The sequence below is a fragment of the Gilvibacter sediminis genome (assembly GCF_028561565.1).
GTDB classification, from domain to species: domain Bacteria; phylum Bacteroidota; class Bacteroidia; order Flavobacteriales; family Flavobacteriaceae; genus Gilvibacter; species Gilvibacter sediminis.
Window position 1 is genome coordinate 337,373 of sequence record NZ_JAQQTE010000019.1, and the last position, 20,413, is coordinate 357,785.

The 20,413-nt window shown below is 43.3% G+C and carries 20 protein-coding genes and 2 tRNA genes; 7 read left to right on the forward strand and 15 right to left on the reverse strand.

The features are described from left to right. Positions 1–7: 7 nt before the first annotated feature. Both galE and POW22_RS11960 read right to left on the reverse strand, forming a co-directional pair. A complete protein-coding gene (gene galE / locus POW22_RS11955) occupies positions 8–1,036 on the reverse strand; it encodes a UDP-glucose 4-epimerase GalE (RefSeq protein WP_272832931.1) in 1,029 nt (342 codons plus the stop codon). 3 nt (positions 1,037–1,039) lie between these two features. Next, positions 1,040–2,197, reverse strand: coding sequence for a DegT/DnrJ/EryC1/StrS family aminotransferase (locus POW22_RS11960; protein WP_272832932.1), 1,158 nt, complete (start codon positions 2,195–2,197; stop codon positions 1,040–1,042). A 97-nt stretch (positions 2,198–2,294) separates the two neighbouring features. On the opposite strand from POW22_RS11960, the gene POW22_RS11965 reads away from it, so the two are divergent. Beyond that, complete coding sequence (locus tag POW22_RS11965) at positions 2,295–3,551, forward strand: 3-deoxy-D-manno-octulosonic acid transferase (RefSeq protein WP_272832933.1); 1,257 nt, start codon at positions 2,295–2,297, stop codon at positions 3,549–3,551. On the opposite strand, the gene POW22_RS11970 is transcribed toward POW22_RS11965, so the two are convergent. Continuing rightward, the gene (locus POW22_RS11970; RefSeq protein WP_272832934.1) at positions 3,528–4,196 is read right to left on the reverse strand and encodes a DUF2461 domain-containing protein; all 669 of its coding nucleotides are present in this window, start codon (positions 4,194–4,196) and stop codon (positions 3,528–3,530) included. The two genes, POW22_RS11965 and POW22_RS11970, sit on opposite strands and share 24 nt — an antisense overlap. Next, positions 4,189–4,962 carry an XRE family transcriptional regulator gene (locus POW22_RS11975; RefSeq protein ID WP_272832935.1) on the reverse strand — a complete coding sequence of 258 codons (774 nt, stop codon included), beginning with the start codon at positions 4,960–4,962 and terminating at the stop codon, positions 4,189–4,191. Before POW22_RS11975 ends, POW22_RS11970 begins: the two co-directional genes overlap by 8 nt. A 222-nt stretch (positions 4,963–5,184) precedes the next feature. Here POW22_RS11975 and POW22_RS11980 point away from each other — a divergent pair, with 222 nt between their 5' ends. After that, complete coding sequence (locus POW22_RS11980; protein WP_272832938.1) at positions 5,185–5,571, forward strand: hypothetical protein; 387 nt, start codon at positions 5,185–5,187, stop codon at positions 5,569–5,571. A 74-nt stretch (positions 5,572–5,645) separates the two neighbouring features. Here POW22_RS11980 and POW22_RS11985 read toward each other — a convergent pair whose 3' ends face one another. The 4 genes from POW22_RS11985 to POW22_RS12000 form a co-directional block, all read right to left on the reverse strand. Next, a complete protein-coding gene (locus POW22_RS11985) occupies positions 5,646–6,317 on the reverse strand; it encodes a response regulator (protein ID WP_087523356.1) in 672 nt (223 codons plus the stop codon). 195 nt (positions 6,318–6,512) lie between these two features. Further along, complete coding sequence (gene aqpZ / locus POW22_RS11990) at positions 6,513–7,196, reverse strand: aquaporin Z (protein ID WP_272832939.1); 684 nt, start codon at positions 7,194–7,196, stop codon at positions 6,513–6,515. 126 nt (positions 7,197–7,322) lie between these two features. Further along, positions 7,323–9,383, reverse strand: coding sequence for an ATP-binding protein (locus POW22_RS11995; RefSeq protein ID WP_272832940.1), 2,061 nt, complete (start codon positions 9,381–9,383; stop codon positions 7,323–7,325). 138 nt (positions 9,384–9,521) lie between these two features. Continuing rightward, positions 9,522–9,923: a hypothetical protein gene (locus POW22_RS12000; protein ID WP_272832941.1), complete on the reverse strand. Its 402-nt coding sequence runs from the start codon at positions 9,921–9,923 to the stop codon at positions 9,522–9,524. Between the two features lie 444 nt (positions 9,924–10,367). Between POW22_RS12000 and POW22_RS12005 the strand changes: the two genes are divergently transcribed. Beyond that, positions 10,368–10,745: a VOC family protein gene (locus tag POW22_RS12005; protein WP_272832942.1), complete on the forward strand. Its 378-nt coding sequence runs from the start codon at positions 10,368–10,370 to the stop codon at positions 10,743–10,745. A 40-nt stretch (positions 10,746–10,785) separates the two neighbouring features. On the opposite strand, the gene POW22_RS12010 is transcribed toward POW22_RS12005, so the two are convergent. Next, on the reverse strand, positions 10,786–11,445 hold the full coding sequence (locus POW22_RS12010; RefSeq protein ID WP_272832944.1) for a porin family protein: 660 nt from the start codon (positions 11,443–11,445) through the stop codon (positions 10,786–10,788). A 176-nt stretch (positions 11,446–11,621) separates the two neighbouring features. Between POW22_RS12010 and POW22_RS12015 the strand changes: the two genes are divergently transcribed. Continuing rightward, positions 11,622–12,656 (forward strand): hypothetical protein, encoded by a 1,035-nt coding sequence (locus POW22_RS12015; RefSeq protein ID WP_272832945.1) that lies wholly within the window; start codon positions 11,622–11,624, stop codon positions 12,654–12,656. Positions 12,657–13,140: 484 nt separating this feature from the next. Here the strand turns inward: POW22_RS12015 and POW22_RS12020 are convergent. The 3 genes from POW22_RS12020 to mutS form a co-directional block, all read right to left on the reverse strand. Continuing rightward, positions 13,141–13,226, reverse strand: a tRNA-Leu gene (locus POW22_RS12020). A 31-nt stretch (positions 13,227–13,257) separates the two neighbouring features. Next, positions 13,258–13,330, reverse strand: a tRNA-Gly gene (locus tag POW22_RS12025). 92 nt (positions 13,331–13,422) lie between these two features. Then, positions 13,423–16,038, reverse strand: a complete 2,616-nt coding sequence (gene mutS, locus POW22_RS12030; RefSeq protein WP_272832946.1) for a DNA mismatch repair protein MutS — start codon at positions 16,036–16,038, stop codon at positions 13,423–13,425. 103 nt (positions 16,039–16,141) lie between these two features. Between mutS and POW22_RS12035 the strand changes: the two genes are divergently transcribed. Next, positions 16,142–16,684: an RNA methyltransferase gene (locus POW22_RS12035; protein ID WP_272832948.1), complete on the forward strand. Its 543-nt coding sequence runs from the start codon at positions 16,142–16,144 to the stop codon at positions 16,682–16,684. Here POW22_RS12035 and folK read toward each other — a convergent pair. Beyond that, entirely contained in the window at positions 16,681–17,817 is a 1,137-nt protein-coding gene (gene folK, locus POW22_RS12040; protein ID WP_336407717.1) for a 2-amino-4-hydroxy-6-hydroxymethyldihydropteridine diphosphokinase, read from the reverse strand. The genes POW22_RS12035 and folK overlap by 4 nt on opposite strands. 76 nt (positions 17,818–17,893) lie before the next feature. Between folK and POW22_RS12045 the strand changes: the two genes are divergently transcribed. Continuing rightward, positions 17,894–18,586, forward strand: a complete 693-nt coding sequence (locus tag POW22_RS12045) for a queuosine precursor transporter (RefSeq protein WP_272832949.1) — start codon at positions 17,894–17,896, stop codon at positions 18,584–18,586. A gap of 48 nt (positions 18,587–18,634) precedes the next feature. Beyond that, positions 18,635–19,273: a LysE family transporter gene (locus POW22_RS12050; RefSeq protein ID WP_272832950.1), complete on the forward strand. Its 639-nt coding sequence runs from the start codon at positions 18,635–18,637 to the stop codon at positions 19,271–19,273. On the opposite strand, the gene POW22_RS12055 is transcribed toward POW22_RS12050, so the two are convergent. Continuing rightward, complete coding sequence (locus tag POW22_RS12055) at positions 19,266–19,505, reverse strand: hypothetical protein (protein ID WP_272832951.1); 240 nt, start codon at positions 19,503–19,505, stop codon at positions 19,266–19,268. The genes POW22_RS12050 and POW22_RS12055 overlap by 8 nt on opposite strands. Positions 19,506–19,566: 61 nt before the next feature. Beyond that, positions 19,567–20,370, reverse strand: coding sequence for a DUF2797 domain-containing protein (locus tag POW22_RS12060; RefSeq protein ID WP_272832952.1), 804 nt, complete (start codon positions 20,368–20,370; stop codon positions 19,567–19,569). Positions 20,371–20,413 lie beyond the last annotated feature (43 nt).

The following is a 20,413-nucleotide window of genomic DNA, read 5'->3' on the forward strand; positions in this document are numbered from 1 at the left end:
GAAAGGTCTACTTCTTAGAACGGATCTTCTGTTCCCATTTCCAAGCTGAGGATAAAGCGTCTTCATTGCTGAAACGCGCTTTCCACCCGAGCACTTCATTTGCTTTTTTAGTGTCGGCATAGACAGCTACCACATCTCCTGGTCGTCTGTCTGTAATTCTATGGGGTAAGGAATTACCGCTAACCGATTCAAAGGTCTTAACGATATCAAATACCGAACTCCCTTCTCCAGTACCCACATTAAAGACCTCAAAATTGGCCGAGTTCTTTTGTTCCAACAATCTGCTCAAGGCAATGACATGGGCCTCTGCAAGGTCAACCACGTGAATATAATCGCGGATACAACTACCGTCTGGAGTAGGATAGTCATCTCCAAAGACCTGTAATTCATCTCTAAGCCCCGCAGCTGTTTGTGTAATAAAAGGAACTAAATTCTGTGGGACACCTAAAGGCAACTCCCCGATCTGAGCAGATTCATGAGCACCAATAGGATTAAAATAGCGCAGCGAGATCGCCGCCAGACCATAAGCCTCACAACTTTCTAAAATGATCTCCTCTCCTACTTGCTTGGTGTTTCCATAAGGAGAAGCGGCTGGTTTTACCGGCGCAGATTCATCAATAGGCAACTCATCTGGTTGTCCATAAACCGTACAAGAGCTACTGAAAATAAGATTCTTTATGTCGTGTTTTACACAGCCTTGCAAGACGTAAACCAAGCCTGAGATATTGTTCTCATAATATTTTAATGGATCGGCAACACTTTCTCCAACGGCTTTGGAAGCAGCAAAATGGATCACTCCATCCATATCTGAATGTTGCTGAAAATAAGCTGCAGTGGCGTTCTTATCGCGAAGATCTAATTTGGTGTAATGCGGTTGCTTTCCGCTGATGGCGACAATACCTTCCAACACTGCTTCTGAGCTGTTGGAGCAATCATCTACTACATATACTTCATAACCCGCAGCTTGCAGACAAACTACAGTATGCGAACCAATATACCCTAAACCTCCTGTTACCAGTACTTTTTTAGCTGCCATCGATTAATTGTCTACAAAGTCAAGAACTGTTTTTGTGATAAAGTCGATCTGCTCCTGATCCAATTCTGTATGCATCGGTAGCGAGATCACTTCTTCACAAAGCTGATTGGTCACACTAAAGTCCGCTTCATTATAGCGCTCATCTTGGTAAGCCTTTTGACGATGTAGCGGAATTGGATAATAAACTCCACAAGGAATTCCTTTTTCATTCAAATGTGCTACTAGCGCATCACGCTTTCCATTAGTCACTCTTAAAGTATATTGGTGGAAAACGTGACAATCACAGGTGTCGCAGACCGTATTTGCAGTATCGCACTTTCCTGTTGGCGTGATCAAATTTGGACTGTGTTGCAGTGCCGCTGTATACTTTCTAGCAGCATCACGACGGGTGTTGTTATAACGATCCAAATGCGGGAGTTTAGCTCGTAACACCGTCGCTTGAATCGAGTCCAATCGAGAATTTACCCCAACCACATCGTGGTGGTATCTCTTATACATTCCGTGGTTTACAATCCCTCGAATGGTATGTGCTAAATCATCATCGTTAGTAAAAATAGCGCCACCGTCTCCGTAGCACCCTAAGTTCTTTGATGGAAAGAATGAGGTGGTGCCCACATGACCTATAACTCCAGTCTTTGTCTTTCCTCCATTTGCTGCCGTGAAATTGGCACCAATTCCTTGAGCGTTATCTTCAATGACATAAAGATTGTGCTTTTGTGCTAATTCCATTACCGCATCCATATTGGCACACAAGCCAAAGAGATGAACAGGTACTATAGCCTTGGTCTTTGGCGTAATGGCGGCCTCAATGGCGGCGATATCAATATTGAAATTCACCAGATCAACATCTACCAAAACAGGTGTCAACTGTAAAAGTGCAATGACCTCTACAGTTGCCGCAAAAGTAAAATCCGCAGTGATGACCTCATCACCTGGTTTTAGGCCCAAGCCCATCATGGCGATCTGCAGCGCATCGGTTCCGTTTGCACATGGAATCACGTGTTTGGCACTGAGATAGTCTTCCAACTCTCTTTGGAAGCTGTGCACTTCTGGACCGTTTACAAAAGCCGCAGAACCAACCACATCTAAGATGGATCGGTCTACTTGATCTTTGATTTCTTGATACTGACCTTGGAGGTCAACCATTTGAATTTTCTTCATTTCAGCAGGTATGAATTAGCTTAACAATATTACGAAATTACGCGGGCCTTAGCAATCTATTTGGGCAAAGAAACGTATTTTAGCCTGAGGCAATTTTATGAGATCCATCTACAACATTTTGACGCATTTGGGCAGTCCTGTTTTGGGCGTCTTAGGGCTTTTTAGCCCTAAAATGAAGTCTTTTGTGAAAGGACGCAAAGGACTGTTTGAGCGCCTGGAAAAACAAATGCCAAGCCATGGTAAAGTGATTTGGATGCATTGTGCATCTCTCGGGGAATACGAACAAGGTCTGCCGGTGCTAGAAGCCATTGGCAAACAATATCCTGAGGTGACCCGTGTGGTTAGTTTCTTTTCTCCATCGGGTTATGAGGTAAAACATCAAACGGCTTTGGCAGAAGTGGTGACCTATTTGCCTTTAGACACCCAATCAAATGCGCGGCGATTCTTAGACATCATAAAGCCTGATCTGGCCATTTTTGTGAAATATGAAGTTTGGCCGAACTACTTTTTTGAGTTGCAGCAGCGAGAGATTCCCAATCTGTTGATCTCTGCTTTATTTAGAAAGGACCAAGCCTTCTTTAAACCTCAAGGCGGTCTACTTCTCAGAGCCTTAAAAACGGTGGATCACATCTTTGTCCAAAACAGAAGTTCGCGAGAACTTTTACAGGAATACGGTTTTGAGAACATTACGCAAAGCGGTGACACGCGTTTTGATAGAGTATCCAGACAGATAGAGCAAGACAACCGATTGGATTTTATGGATGCCTTTTGCCAAGGCCAGACCACCTTGGTCATTGGCAGCAGCTGGCCTGAAGACGAGGCGGTTTTTAAAGGATTTCTCAAATCTGATCTCGGACAGAGTATAAAAACAGTAGTTGCCCCACACTCCATGAATCCAAAAGGTATTGAAAGACTTCAGGAAGACTTGGGAGCGCAGGCCGTACGTTATACCCAAGCGACACCGGAAGCACTCAAAAAAGCGCAAATACTAATCTTAGATACGGTAGGTTACCTGACCAAAGTTTACAGTTATGCCGATGTAGCTTATGTAGGTGGCGCCATGGGGTCCACAGGCTTGCACAACGTGTTGGAGCCTGCTACTTTTGGCGTTCCAATTATCATCGGGCAGCATTTTGATCAGTTTCCAGAGGCCATCAAATTGTTAGATCTGGCAGGCCTCTACGCCATAGACTCCGCCGCAGGCTTTACAGAGATCATCACAAAAATGCTTGAAGATCCTAAATTCCGCTCGCAAACCGGCATGATCTGTGAACACTACATCAATAGCAATACCGGTGCCACGAGACAGATCATGGAACACCTGGAGGGTTTATACGGTGACCGCCTGATTTAAATAGCGCCTAAAAGGCAGCATCTCTTTGTAAATTCGAATCACCTCTTTATTGAAGTTATCACCTAAAAGCAATTCATGGGGTAATCGACAACTCACTGCAAAGGCCTTTCTTTTTAAGAGATCTATATGCGGATGATCCTCTGCAAAACCTTTTGGTGCACGCCTTAATGAGTCTGCTTCAATGAGGCCTCCAAATTGCTTTTTAAACGAAGGTTTATCCAAGATAACCTTCAAACGTTCGCCGTCATAATCTATAGCTTGACGAATGCTCCGCAATGACTTTGGATCCGGATGCCAGTAGCCACCGCCTATAAAAACATCCTCGGTATTGACCTCAACATAAAAATCACCTTGTTTGCTGAGCTGATCCAAGCCCGCTCCGAAGTGATCCTTATAAACCGGGCGGTTGGGATGAAACATCAAATTGTTATTGATACGGTTGATGGCCTTTTTACCTGGAGTGTCGTAATAATCTGGATCTATTTTAGCCAGTTCAATATTCATCATATCTAACCAACCCACGTAAAAATCACGCACACTTTGATACTCTTTGCGGTTTTGATCCATCCAGGCTTTGGAGTTGTTTGCCTGTAATTTTTGCAAAAATTCAATAAGGCTCTCAAAGCCTAGCTCTTGATTATTCATCTGCCTGTAATCTGTTGATCTGTCCTTTGAGTTCGTCCATAGAATCTTGCAATTGTTGCAGCAAACTGTTGTTTCCATCAGACTCTAAACCAAAACTGATCTTACTGTTAACCAGCCACAGTTCTTGAATGGACTGCACAGGAACATCTATGGGCAAATAAGCAGCATTCAAAGAAACCAAACGCACCTTGCTCGGATCTGCTAGTTTCTCCAACTTCTTAACCAGAACAGAATCTTGAAGCACTACAATGTAGATTTTATTGTTGGTGGCTTCACCCAGATCACCAACAGAACGCCCTAGCACCCATTCGTTGGGTCTAATATTGGGCAACATACTATCGCCTTCTACTTGAAAACCTCGATAAGTGGCATTGCGGTATTGCGGCAGTGGAATGGAGAATGCCGGCAGGGTCTGCACCCATTCTGGATCACCCACATTTTGCGGATAGCCGGCTGCAGCCCGTTGACTAACCAAAAGAATGTTTTCTTGGTCGGCGTCATTGACCGTGATAACCTTAGGCATCACTGAGACTCCTTCCGGAGATAAATACTGTGAAATACTCTTCCCGTAAAGCCATAAGGGGTTGATCTGGAACTGTCTTAATAACTCCATGACCACAGCTCCAGACAATTTGGTTTTAGCCCTTTCTATATCTGCAGTAGAATTGCTGATTCCCAGCTTTTGGGCAAACTCTTGTTGTGTGAAACCTAATGATTCACGTACTTTTTTAAAGCGCATGGCCGCCGTAGATAGATCCTGTTGCATGCCTCAATTTAGTTATAATTTTGGAATTTTTCCAAGTCTTGGGAATATCTCCGAATTATAAAAATCACGTCCCGTTGAAAAATCGTCAAAAAAGCAGCCTAAAACTGCATAAAATCGACCAAATGCACACCTTAGGTAAGTATTCCATAATTTGTTAGAAATTTGTTAAAATGTTAAAAAAAATGGTACATTTGGTTCTTTAATCACTAATCTAGATATATCATGAAGAAGTTATTTTTAGGCGTATTTGTTGTGCTTATGGCTGTTTCTTTTACCTCTTGTAGAGAAACTGAAAAGAAAGCTGAAGACGCTGTAGAAAATGCTGCTGATGCTGCAGGAGATGCTGCTGATGCTGCTGGTGACGCTGCCTCTGATGCTGCTGATGCAGTTGAAGGTGCTGCCTCTGACGCTATGGATGCTGCTGGAGAAGCTGCTAGCGATGCTGCGGATGCCGTTGAAGGTGCCGTAGAGGATGCTAAGGATGCTGCTGAAGGTGCAATGGAAGATGCAAAAGACGCTGCTGACAGTGCTGCTGATAGCGCTAAAGATGCCGTTAAAGGAGCTGCTGATGCAGTGAAAGACGCGGTAGACGACGCAGATGGAATCTAATACCATATAAGTAACCATCAACAAAAAAGGACTTGCGATCGCAAGTCCTTTTTTTATGCCTGAATGTATTTTTTTTATACAAATCCGCGTCTACGAGCTTCTTCAATCAAGACCTCATCATTAGCTGATTTGATATCAAATAATTCTTTAATGTGATTCTTGCGCTTTTCAATGGCGCTTAGCGAAAGATTGATATAATTGCTCAGATTCTTGGTTTGTACCCCTCTGGAAAGATGATACAAGATCTGAAGATTCTTCTGATCTAAAGAAAAATCATTACTGATCATTTTTCTAAAGTGATTGTTTACCGTGGCACTGTAATAAGTACGGCCATCAGCTACTTCTTCAAAGGCACGACTGAGCTCACTAGAGGTCAAATCGCTTTTGATCAAGAAACCTTCTGGGTTGATGTTCTGCAAAATGTTATGAATGCGTCCGTCCTCATTGTGCATGGTCAAAATGATCACTCTGGATTTTGGGTGTAACTGCCTTAAAAGGATAGCTACGTCAACTCCGGAGGTCAATTTACCGTCTTTGGATGGAGGTAATTTTATATCGATGAGTGCCACATCATAGGGCTTCTCGTTGCGATTCATTTTTATGGCCTTAGCCGCATCATCACAATTGGAAACCACATCGATCATCAAGGTGTACTGCTCGTTAAAGTTGTCGTACAGTGTGTTGCGGTATCCTTCGATGATAATGGGGTGATCATCGACCATCAGAACATTTAATTTAGTCTTCATAATGGAATCAATTATTGGGAGTGATCTTCTGGATTCTGTATTCGATTTTTCTAACGAAAATCGATCGGTATTGTTGCTTCTACAATATACCAAATTTTAGGCAATGATAGATTTACTTATTTCCCGTAATTAGACCACGTTTTTGCAATAAAAAAGGAGCTTGACAGCTCCTTTTTTAGTTCTTTATCAGATTAATTATTCATCTCCTCCAGCAAGCCATCGGTATAACAATCCACCAAAAATCGCACCCGCAATAGGGAAGGCAATAAAGACCCAAAGCTGCGCCAAAGCCCAATCACCAACAAACACTGCTTGACTTAGACTACGAGCCGGATTTACCGAAGTATTGGTCACAGGAATACTGATCAGGTGAATCAGGGTCAAAGCCAAACCAATGGCCAAGCCTGCAAATTTTGAAGCCGCGTTCTTATGGGTAGCACCCATGATCACCACCAAGAAGACCAGAGTCAGAATAAATTCGGTGAGCATTCCTGCCTCCATGGAGTAACCTCCGGGAGAGTGTTCCCCATAACCGTTAGCCGCAAAGGAGCCTATCTCCGAGCCATTACCCGTAACAATAACATAGAGCGCAGCTGCGGCCAGCAATCCACCCAAACACTGCGCAATGATATAAGGCACAACTTCTTTGGAAGAAAATCGGCCACCAACCCAAAGACCAATGGTCACTGCGGGATTCAAATGAGCCCCAGAAATATGTCCTATAGCGTAAGCCATGGTTACCACCGTTAATCCAAAGGCTAACGATACACCCAAGAATCCAATTCCAACATTTTCAACACCAGCTGCCAAGAGTGCAGATCCGCATCCGCCGAATACCAACCAGAATGTTCCAATAGCTTCTGCAACGAATTTTTTCATAATAAAAAGTATTAGTTAGTAGACCTAAGAACATGATTATTAAATGAAAAGAACTAAAATGATGTTGATAACGAACCCCAAAACTGACCAAAGGGAAAATTAATCGATAAAAGAAAGGTAGCTGAATTATGCGATGAAGTCAACGGTGATCTGTGTGCCTTTGCCCTCTTCACTCTGAATGCGAAGGTTGCCTTCAATTTGTTTTACACGAGATTTGATATTCTTAAGACCTATTCCGCGCTTGACCTTACTGGTATTCATTCCAATACCGTCGTCCTCAATGGTTAAACGCACGCCATTGACCAATTGGGCAAATCGCACGGAGATCTCATCTGCCTTAGCGTGTTTCATGATATTCTGAAGCGCCTCTTGAATGATTCGGTACAAGTGTACCTTTTTGTCGTTAGACATTTTTTCCCATTCAATCATATGATCACTGTTGAGCTCAAACTCAATGTTATGGATGGTACACTGATCACGCAGCAGTTTCTCAATAGCATCTACATAGATCACCTCGCTGTTAAAGGCACTGGCGTTCAACTCGTGAGAAATGGATCGGATCTCACTCTCTATATTTTTGATCTCTTGAATATAAGACTGTCTAATGCCGACAGATTTATCATCCACTTTTGCATTCAAGCTGTCCAGGCTCAATCGGGCCCCAAAAAGCTTACTCAAAATACCGTCGTGCAGCTCTTCTGAGATCCGCTGCTTTTCTATCTGCTTACCTTCTTCCAACTTCACCTTCTGGGAAAGCATCAAACTGTAAATCTCTTCATTAGCCTTTTGTTGATCCGCCTGATAGTGTAACTCCTTTCGATTCGCACGGCGTTGGATGAAGATATAACCCAAAAGAGCAAAAGCGATCATACTCAACAGTACCAGCTGCAACTGCTTATTGGTTTGGATCACGCGATTGCGCTCATCCTCCAATACATCAGTTTGAAAGCGCAAGCGCGCAAAACGATCTTGGAAGGAACGCTCAGCTTTCTGCAAACTGTCATTGATTGCAATAAAGCGATTGTTGTAATTCAAGGCGATCGCTGGCTCAGAATTCTTAGCCAACAACTGCAGAGACTCCTGCTCTCCACGTTGATAACCGATCTCTTGGGCAAGCGCCAATGCATCTTTCGCATAGGTATGGCTCTTGGATATAGAATCGATCATGAGATAATATTCAGAAAGTCTTAAATAACTCTGCACCTTTCCAGACTTGTCAGAAATACTATCCCGAAGTCTAAATGGAATCATGAAAGCTTCTGGATATCCCTGCTCTTTGCCGCCCAATAATTGCGCGTAAGCTTTGTTGTCTAGCAGTTTTGCATAGGTGATTGGACGCTGGAAAAACAGACTGTCATTATCCAAGCCCTCATTAAAGGTCTCAATAGCCTTTTCATATTGTCCCATATTGGTGTAGACAATGCCCAGGTTATTAAACGAGCTCGCTTCCAAGGCGGGATTTCCAATCTGTTGTCTGTATTCTAAGGCTTGGTTGTGATACTCAATAGCTAAATCATACTTTTCAGTATCCTTAGCAATGATGCCCAGGTTGTTATAGGCTGATGCGATCCGGCGCTGCTCTCCTTCTACGCCCTCAAGGAATTCTAAGGCTCTTACGGTGCTTTGTTCGCTGCCGATATAATCCTTCTGATTCTTTTGAAGTATAGCTAAGTTAAGCACGGAACGACCCGCATTTATAAAATCTCCTGAAAGTCTGTAGAAGCGTTCGGCGTAGTAGAATTTATTTGCTGCACTGTCAATTTGATCCTTGCGCAAGTAATACAAGCCCAAATACCAATGCGCCTTGGCAATTCCTAGGGTATCACTACCCGCCACGGCAATATCCTGCAAGTGCTCTGCAGACATTCGGGCCAATTCATCATTGCGGTAACGCAAACTGTTGCGCGCCACAGAATCCAGAACCAGTTTCTTGACGGAATCATTTTGAATCAATCCGTGCAGCCTAAAAGCACGCAGTAATTGAGATTTAAGAACGGTACGGGGTTGATCACCAACGGCGACCTCGTCAATGATGGCCAATACAGAATCCTGAACTGTACTCGGGACTTCTGCACCAGAGGGTCCCTCGTGTTTACAAGAAATTATAAAATAGCAAACCATACCCATCAAGCTGATGAGTATGGCTTTTTTCTTTATATCGAATAAATAGAAAGTACGCGGCCTCATTTCAAGACCCAATATAACCGATTATGCCTTTGGATTCAAACCAAAAAACACAAATCTGTTGTTTCTGAGGTCCAGAAAATAGAAGTTAGCTGCAAAGCCACTGACCGCTGCAGGTTAAACCGCAATTTCCCAGTAGAATTATCCGCGGCTGTCTACGTCTACGTAGTCGTCGTCGTCATCAGTTTGAGCTGATCTTCCGTCCACATCTACGTAATCGTCGTCATCGTCTGTTTTTGTTTGCTTTCCGTCAACGTCAACATAATCGTCGTCGTCATCGGTTTGGGCTGACTTCCCGTCTACATCTACGTAGTCGTCATCGTCATCCGTTTGAGCGCTCTTTCCATCTACATCTACGTAATCATCGTCATCGTCGGTGGCGCGTTGATTCGTATCGCTATCGGTAAAATCTTCTGTAGCTTCTAGCTCAGATAGACTTACACTAAAATTAGCTTCCAGAGCTTCTTCAACAGGTTCTGCTTCACAAGCAAAAAATAAGAAGCCCAAGGCGCAAATGGGGAACAATAGTTTTAAGCGATTCATCTTAAGTTAGGTTTTTAGTTAAACGTTGTTACTAATCATTATTATAAATTGGCCGTAATCTTTTCTTGAATAAAGATCGCAGCCCCAAAAATCTTTATGAGACACCCACTAATAGATGCCAAAAAAAGTACTGATCCTCAGTCTTTTACATAAAGACTAGGACAGTTCTTTGTATTAAAATGTCAAGTGTGAGGTTGGTAGTTCTTCAGAAACTTCGTACAGCTTCTGATAAATAAAACGACGCCTACTTATGCGTAGTTTCCTACAAAGGTAAGCAAATTTTTAACTATTGTGCGAATTTTATTACGGTTTTTCAGTAATTCTTAGAAATCGGCACCCAACTATAGGAGATCACATTGTCAAATAATGGTGGTAAATTAGAGGTATGAATTGGGCCTTGCAATTTGGACAGCTCACTATTTATAAATTCCACCCTATAATCAAATGAATCTCAATCAAGTAACGGTACCCACCAATAATATGGATGCTAGTGTTGCGTTTTACAAGCTGCTCGGACTGAATCTTATCGTTGACGCTGCACCACGCTATGTGCGCTTTGAATGCCCTGACGGAGATAGTACTTTTTCCATACACCAAATTGATGAAATGGGAGCAGGAGAAGCTCCTGTGGTGTATTTTGAAACCCAATCACTAAACGCAGAGGTGGACCGACTACAACAATCGGGAATTATTTTTGACCTCCTGCCTACAGATCAAAGTTGGGGATGGCGTGAAGCCCGGCTAACAGATCCTGCCGGGAATAAGATCATCCTTTTTTGGGGTGGCGAACATAGAAAGAATCCGCCCTGGCGTGTAAAATAATAAAGCAGCCCCAAGGGCTGCTTTATACTCCTTCAATACCCTAGTTCCAGAGATAGGTAACTCCAAAGTTGATACTTTCAGGATTGATGCGGAAGGAAAAATTATTCGAAACATCTTCCCTGCCATCAGACTCCGTAGTTTTTCTTCGTGAGTAATTGAGCGCTCCCAAGTTAGCTTGCACGAGAAATTTCGGTGATAGGCGGTAAACAAAACCTGGCGTAAGACCAGCTCCAAAAATAGCCACATCTTGATTCCTGGTACTCACTTCAGGGTTCGCAGATCTACTTTCTTGATCTGAGATCTGATAATTTAGGCCTCCCCGAACCGTAAAAGCGAATTTAGCACCCAAAGCCAAATACCTTTTCACAAAGGCCTCAACACCATAAGTATTGATCACGGATTCGTTCCCACTTTCCGTATTAAAAATCGCCTTGTCTTTGCGGTATTGGTAGTCCAATCCTAAGCCCGCCACCCAATTGTCGTCAAAAGCGTAGCCAATATTGGGACTTACAAACAGAAAGAAGCTGTCAAAGTCACGCTGGTCACTGTTGGGCTCTGTAGCTTCTGCATTGCTCCAAAAAAGCCCTAGGTTACCACCCAGTTCCCAAGTGCCTTGACTTATGGTAAAACGATCGTCCTGATTTTGCGCATAAGCAGTAGTAGCCAGCACTAGAGCTAGCAACAAAGTAGTTTTCTTCATAATCAATGATTTTAGTTAATATGCCAGAGCAAGCTCCAAAGGTCATGCCAGAGAGGAATGACCCTATGAAGATTAACAAATCATTGGATTGCTCTTATGTTAATTTATGGAGAGGAACCTTGGGGGTGTGGTTTTTAAGACGCGGGAGTTTCACCTAATATTAGTAGATTTAAAGAATGAGACTTCTTCGAACAATTCTGCTTATCACAAGCCTTTTTAGCTTTTCTAATACTTCAGCCCAAAAAGATAAAGATCAAGTTAAGCTCATGGACATGGGTCAATCCTATGACCTGATCGGAGAATTGGGACATCCCCTGGGAACAACTTTAACCGTTGAAGGGGTTATTATCGATGGCCCTTTTAAAGGTTATGAAGGTGGTCCGAATCTGCTTGTACAAAAGATCAATGATACCGTAATTCAAAAAATTATTCGAATACCCTTAAAACCCTATTGGCCCAACTGGGAAAAATTTAGTGAGGAGAATGAGCCAAATATCAAGAAAGGGGAAACCTGGAGTTTGAGGGTGTATGAAACAGGATCTTTTGAAGGAGTACCCTGGCCTGCTTACCGCGAAGCAAACATTAGTTATTCAACCTCAGGCTATTATTTCAGAAACGAGCTTATTGTATTATCTGGTATAAAACTTCAAGCGTTTGAGTATAACCCTAAAGACTTCATCGGAAAGAAAGCATTAATCTCAGGTATTTCAGAAAAACAAAAGGGGAAAGCATATATAGCTGGAAGCAATTGGCGTATTGAAATTGGCAGTTCCGGATCTTATGACAAAGGCTTCTTTGGAAAAGAAGTTGAGATTTTTGGCACTATTAGCACGACGGATGATCCTCAAATATACCGTGTAGAAAATGCTGAACCGCGACTCATCCGTTTAGAAGATCAACTCGGCAAAAAAGTGAGTTTAAGAGGAGTAATATATGACGGAGGACCAAATCCATTTAGCTATCGCGGCCATTGGCTTTATATTGAAAAATTGCGAGAGTTGTCCAACTGGAGTTGGACGCTACACGGAAAGTATGTAAAAATGGAAGGGATATTAGAGAAAATCACTATTCCTTCAGAAAATCATCCAGGAGAAGAAACTTCAGAAACCTATTTTACTATCAAGGAATTAAAAATGACTCCACTTGCCTCAGATGAAGGATTGCTTCTACCAGAAGTAATTGATCAGCTGCTTGATTACGTTCATATTTGATAGGTTTTGGTGGCGCCTGTACCTTCGCTGAAGCTTTGGTGCACCGCGCGCCCGCTACTACAACTTTTCGATGCTGACATCGTGTGATTTGCGATGTGTTATTTTTTCTAGATGTCATTTTGGGCGCCTGCCTACGGCACCGCGCTTTCGCTACTCGCTTTTGCTCCGCAAAGAGCTCAAACATACGCTCAAATGCGAAGCATTCATGACTACCTATACTTAAAATATTAAAGAAGGAATAATCGCTGGCGCGGGGTGAGGGGCAGGAATTACTTCTATGAGATAAAAAGAATAACCTAGAACTTTTTTTCCAAGGCGGGAATTACTCGCTTCGCTCGTGAGTCCCGCCCAGTCGAGATGTAAATGAAAACCCCTGTGCAAAAGCACAGTGGGTTTTTTGTTTTTCCCACGCGCTCAAGCGAGCTTGGCGCGTGCTTAAAACAAAAAACCCCGACTCATTCGAGTCGGGGTTTTCGCTTATTAGTACAGAAGGCGGGACTTGAACCCGCACGGGCATTACTGCCCATTGGATTTTAAGTCCAACGTGTCTACCAATTCCACCACTTCTGCAACTTGGACTTAATGACAATAATGTCATTAGAGCGAAAAACGGGATTCGAACCCGCGACCTCCACCTTGGCAAGGTGGCGCTCTACCAACTGAGCTATTTTCGCGTGTTTAAAGAACGTGCTCTTTGTTGTAAGAGCGGAGGCAAATTTAAAACTTTTATGAGAATACTAAAGTATTTTTTTAAAAGAAATTCGAGCTATTTCTTGAGGCGTTCTGCGCGGTTGCGGCTCAATAAGCGTTTGATCTCGTTGAGTTTCATCAATGCCTCTACTGGAGTCAATGTATCTATGTCCAACTCTAAAATCTCGTCGCGAATTTCCTCCAACAAAGGATCGTCCAAACGAATGAAACTGAGCTGCAGCTCCTCTTCTGCTACTTGACTCATCTTATCGTTCAGCTGCTCAGAGGAATGCGAGTTTTCCAGGCGTTTAAGGATTTTGTTAGATCTGCGGATCACTGTATCCGGCATCCCTGCCATCTTGGCTACATGAATACCAAAACTGTGGTGTGAACCTCCTGGAACCAACTTGCGCAAGAACAATACATTGTCTGAGGTCTCCTTTACCGAGACGTTGTAGTTCTTGATACGCTCAAAGCGCTCGGTCATTTCATTGAGTTCGTGATAGTGGGTCGCGAACAAGGTTTTAGGACGCGCTGGATGCTCGTGCAAATACTCACTAATGGCCCAAGCAATGGAAATTCCGTCATAAGTGCTGGTACCGCGACCGATCTCATCCAACAGCACTAAGGAACGCTCAGAGATATTATTCAAAATACTCGCCGTCTCGTTCATTTCCACCATAAAGGTAGATTCCCCCATGGAAATATTATCGCTCGCCCCTACTCGGGTAAAGATCTTATCTACCACCCCAAGATCTGCGCTGGCCGCTGGGACAAAACTCCCCATTTGCGCCAAAAGTGAGATTAGCGCAGTCTGACGTAAAATAGCAGACTTACCACTCATATTGGGTCCGGTGATCATGATGAGCTGCTGTTGCTCTCGATCCAAAAACACATCATTGGCCACATAAGGCGTGTCTGGCGGCAATTGTTTTTCAATGACCGGATGGCGACCATCTTTGATGTTGATCTCAAAGCCATCGTTCATTTGCGGACGGTTGTATCTGGCAGTGATGGCCAAATGTGCAAAACTGCACAAACAATCTACAGCCGCAACCGCTTGCGCGTTGGCTTGTAGTTTTCCAATAAACGGAAGAATAGCTTGCAGCAGCTCTTGATACAATTGTGATTCCAATACGGCTATCTGTGCCTCGGCACCTTGAATCTTTTGCTCGTATTCTTTGAGTTCTTCAGTAATATAGCGCTCAGAATTCACCAAGGTCTGCTTGCGGATCCAATGTTCTGGGACTTTATCCTTATGAGTATTTCTCACCTCAATATAGTATCCAAAAACATTGTTGGACGCGATCTTTAAGGAAGTGATGCCGGTTTGTTCGGCTTCGCGTTCCACCATCTTATCCAGATAAGCAATACCACCTCCAGCGATCTCTCTGAGCTCATCCAGTTCTGAATTGAATCCCGCTGCGATTACTTTTCCTTTGGACAACAATATCGGAGCCTCTTCATCTAAGGTCGCCTTAATTTGCTCACGCAGGGAATCACAGGGATCCAACTTGGCTAAAAGGTCTTTAAAGATTGTTCCTGAATCTGCTTCAACGCCTTGAATGAGTGGAATCAATCCTTCCAAGGAATTCTTAAGCTGCACTACTTCGCGCGGATTTACTTTCCCAGTAGCCACCTTGGAGGCCAATCGTTCTAAGTCACGAATGTATCCGAGTTGTGCTCTAAGCCGTTCCAAAGCCTCAGGATTAGCCACCCAATGCGCCACTTGGTCGTGCCTGCGATTGATTGCATCCAAATCTTTTAAAGGCAAGGCTAGCCAACGTTGCATCAAACGGCCTCCCATAGGAGATTTCGTGTGATCTAGAATATCCAACAAGGTTACAGCTTCTGGACTGGAACGGTGATATAACTCCAAATTGCGAATGGTGAATTGATCCATCCACAAGTACTTATCCGCAGCGATTCGCGCAATATTGGTAATGTGATCCAATCGCGAATGCTGAGTCTCTTGCAAATAGTGCATGATGGCTCCAGCAGCGATCTGCGCCTGACCCAAATGCTCCACGCCAAATCCTTTTAGATTGAGCGTGCCAAAATGCTGAGTAAGCTTCTCTTTGGTATACTCGTGCTGAAACACCCAATCTTCTAGATAGAAAACATTCAAAGCGGCAGAAAAATGCTCCTTAAACCAAGCGCGCTTTTGCTTGGAGAATAGCACCTCAGCCGGGCTGAAATTCTGCAAGAGTTTTTGAATGTAGATCAAACTGCCCTCGGCCACTAAAAATTCGCCCGTGGAGATATCCAAAAATGCGACCCCTAATTCCTTTTTTGAAGGATAGATCGCGGCCAAAAAGTTATTCTTTTTAGCCTGAAGAATGTCATCATTAATAGCAACTCCAGGAGTCACCAACTCGGTCACTCCGCGTTTTACAATGGTCTTGGTTTGCTTGGGGTCTTCCAACTGATCACAGATAGCCACGCGGCATCCTGCGGTCACTAATTTTGGCAAATAGGTATTCAGAGCGTGATGCGGAAAGCCAGCCAATTCCGTTTTGTCTCCCCCATTATTTCTGGCCGTTAAGGTGATGTTCAAAATCTTAGCTGCACGGACGGCATCTTCTCCAAAGGTTTCGTAAAAATCGCCCACACGGAAAAGCAATAAGGCATCAGGGTGTTTAGCCTTGATGGCATTGTACTGCTTCATTAAAGGAGTGACTTTTGTGGCCATAAAACGAGTTGAAAAGCTAAAGTAGAAAAACTCCATTTTTTAAGGAAGATCAACCCCTTAGAGTTATTCCCTTTTATTAACAATCTCCTACCTTTGCAAACGCATGAGTGACTATAGAAAATTGCGCAATAGCGAACTGGACCGATTGAACGTAGCAGACTTCAAAGCGGCAAACAAAACTCCAATTATTGTGGTTTTGGATGACATCCGCAGTTTGAATAATGTGGGAAGTGTTTTTAGAACTTCGGACGCCTTTAGGATTGAAAAGATCTACCTCTGTGGAATCACCGCGACACCTCCGCATAAAGACATTCAAAAAACAGCCCTAGGAGCCACAGACAGCGTAGACTGGGAATACCGCGAAAACTGTGCAGAGCTCATTGAGCAATTGAGTCAAGAGGGCATTAACAGTTACGCGATAGAGCAAACAGAAAATGCCACGATGCTAAACGACTTTGCTCCAGAAAAAACTCCCATGGCAGTTGTCTTTGGCAATGAAGTAAAAGGCGTTCAGCAAAAGGTAATTGACCAGTGTGCAGGCGTGATAGAAATTCCTCAGATCGGTACTAAGCACTCGCTAAATATTTCTGTGAGCACTGGAGTGGTGCTATGGGATCTGTTCCAGAAATTATCGCTAAAGGCTTAAGAAACGATGGCTCGCAGCACTTTTAAATAGTCTGCTCTGTTAGCCACAAAATCCAATCCGGAGACATCAATGACCTTTACTCCTCCTTCTGGGAAGGACTTTATGTACTCCTGATACCCTTGATTGAGCTGTTCCAAATATTCCGGTTGAATGTCTGACTCGTAAGAGCGGCCGCGTTTTTTGATATTAGCCAAAAGACTTTCGGTAGTTTGATAGAGATAGATGTATAAATCCGGACGGGCAATCTCCTTATACATCAAATGGAAGAGCTTTTTATACAAGGCGTATTCCTCGTCCTGCAAGGTCACCTTAGCAAAGATGAGTGATTTATACAGATCGTAATCAGCAACTATGAACTCCTTAAAGAGATCGTATTGGGAAATATCATCCAGCAATTGCTGGTATCGGTCTGCCAAAAAAGACATTTCCAACGGAAAGGCATAACGCGTTTGATCCTTGTAAAATTTAGGCAAAAAAGGATTGTCCTTAAAACGCTCCAAGACCAACTTGGCATTAAAATCATGAGAAATCAAAGTGGCCAAACTGGTTTTACCAGCCCCGATATTCCCTTCAATGGCCAAGTATTTAAACTGATCCAATTGGAGGTTCTTCTTTGGATTCCTGAGCCATTTGGACTGCTTGGAAAGGTTGGATTCATCGCTGCACGCTTCCAGTAATTCTGTAACGGTTTTTCCCAGCTTAGGGTGCTTCCAATCGGGAGTTAGATCCTGCATGGGCTGCAACACAAAAAGACGGTCTTGCATGGCTGGATGAGGAACGGTCAAATTCTTAGACCTCACCTCCTGATGATCTATAGCAATAACATCGATATCAATGGTACGCGAACTGTAGCCGGCAGACTCCCCGCGGATCCTCCCAAGGCGCTTTTCAATACGCAGCACTTCTTTGATGAGTTTGGAGTTAGACAGATCGGACTCCATTTTTACAATACAATTCAAAAACTCCGGACCTTCAAATCCTAAGGCTGGACTGCTGTATACGGCAGAGATCTTTCTCACATCTCCAAGCGTCTCAAACAAGGCATTTACCGCCGCTTGCAGCTGTTCAAATCGGTTGCCTTGGTTGCTCCCGAGCGCGAGGTATATGGTGCGTTTTTCTTTGATGAGGGTCAGTGATTAGGTAGGAGCGAAAATAAGCAAAGTCCGCAAAAGATAATAACAGTGTTTATTAAAATCGTAACTTCGCTAGGTGAGTGATTCTATACCAAAAAACGGCCCTTTGGCCGATCGTATCTATCTGATTCTCGCTGCCTTGTTCATCACCTCATTGGTGGTTTCTAACTTGATATTTCAAAAATTTGTATCGATTGATTTTTCGGGGATTTACACCTTTGAGATCTCCGTTGGTGTTTTGCCCTACCCCATCACTTTTTTGATCACCGACATTGTTAGCGAGGTCTATGGTCAAAAAAAGGCGAATCAAATGGTAACCACAGGTATTTTCGCCTCTTTCTTTTCCCTGGGTATTGTTTGGACGGCAGATCATTTCAATGCCATCCCGACAAGTCCTTTAGATAATGAGATCTTTACTTTGGTCTTTGGAGCCACGGCAGTCGCTGTTTTTGCTTCCATGATGGCTTATTTGTTGGCGCAGTATATAGACATTCAAATCTTCCACTGGTGGAAAAAAATGACCAAAGGAAAACACCTTTGGCTGCGCAATAATTTCTCCACCTTCACATCTCAGTTTGTAGACACCTTTACGGTGCTTTTATTGCTCTGTAGTTTTGGCAAATTGCCCTGGGAAATCTTCACCAGCCTGCTCATTAGTGGTTTTCTTTTTAAGGTCTTAGTAGCCCTTTTGGACACGCCATTACTTTATGCAGGGGTATATTATCTAAGACATTTATTTGGGCTTAAAGGCAGTGAGGAACTGCATTAATCCGATTTTTAATTGTAAGGTATTGTGAGCATGCACCACTAAATGGGCATGTTTGTTTTATATCTCATCATTGGAGTTTTATTGGCTGGATTAGGCGGAGCCTTCCCCGGAGCGTCCAATATTGCTGTGATCAGTGCAGCGGCTAAAGGCCGTCAAAGACAAGGCCAGCAAATTGCTTACGGCGCTGGTTTGGGTGAGATCTCACTGGCTTTTCTCGCTTTGAGTTATAGCATGTTTGTCGCTGACTTTTTGAACATGAACCCTTGGGTCAAGGTCTTGTTTGTCGGCGTATTCTTGACTGTTGGGACTTTGTTTTTATTTAAGCAACAACTTCCCAAACGCAAAAAGAAGTCCAAAACCTCAAGTAGTTTTAGCACTAGGCTGCTTCAAGGCTATCTGCTTGCTGCGATCAACCCACCAGTCTTATTGTTTTGGTTGGTAGCCGTAGCATTGGTAAATAATAACTACGTTGAACTTTCTGCAATGTTAGATTTGAGCTCTTTAGTTTTCTTTTTCTTCGGAGTTTTTCTGGGCAAGGTTGGAATCTTGATGATCTATGGGTCTACGGGCAAACGCTTGGCCTCAAAAGAGACCAAAAAACGCAGTAAGATCTGCATGCACACGCTAATAGGCATTGCCCTGATTGGGATAGCCGTTGTGCAAGCATTGCGTCTTTGGCTTATCTAAAGCGTTTGGTCTCGGTATCGTAATCCTCGTAGAAATCATCGAAGGTCTTATCGGTGGTATAATCATCTGTCAAAACACGATATACCATCAGTACCACAAAAACCTGTCCGAGTACACTTAAATAAAACACCCAATTAAAAGGAAGATCCATAGTAACCATTACAGTCAAGGTTACCAATAAAAGTGTGGTGATCCAAACCAAGGACATGGCGGAAATTTTTACTTTATTCATAACCTTATAAAGATAAAGCTATCCCTGGCAAAGACGTATTAAAAAGCTGTTAAAGACAGTTTTATGCGGTCACACTCAACTCCAAGGCTACATAAAGCCCTTCATTACTACGCACATTGAAAACCGTTTGGTCTTCAAAGATCAGGTATTGCCCTTTGATCCCAACCAGTGTGCCGGTGTAGGCCCCTTCTTTTACTAAATTCAAGCTGTTAGGTTTCTCAGGATATTGCTGTACAGGAAACTTTAAATGTGTCTCCGTTTGCTGATCCAAGACATAGTCTTTGGCTTCATCGGGCACTAAGGGTAAGAGTTTATCACGCCAACCCACCAGATCCTCATCTTTGATATCATTTTTAAGCATGGCACGCCAATTGGTCTTATCACTCACTTGATCCTTTAAGGCAACTTCTGTGATTCCCGCCAGATATCTGTTGGGAACTTCAACAATGGCAACGGCCTCATGCGCACCTTGGTCAATCCAACGCGTTGGGACCTGACTTTTACGCGTCACCCCAACTTTTACGGAACTGGAATTGGCCAAGTATACAATATGAGGTTGCAGCTGCATTCTCTTTTCATACTCCAAGTCGCGATCTTCTTGGCCCAAATGCGCTTTGCTGAGTTCAGGCTTAATGATCCAATCTGCAGCTTGTGGCACATCATAAAAACAGTCGTAGCAATACCCTTGACGGAAGATCTTTTTATCCAATCCGCAGTTGAGGCATTCATACTTGAGAAACTGCAAACTAATGCGTTTTCCTAAAAGCTGGTTCACGTTGATAAAATCCGTCTCAAAGTTTAAGAAATACTGCACGGGCTCGCCGTTTTGCGTCTTCATTTTTCTGAGCACTCCACTATAGGTCATATGCTTAAAATTCCTATTTTTATTGCCTAAAGATAGCGCAAAT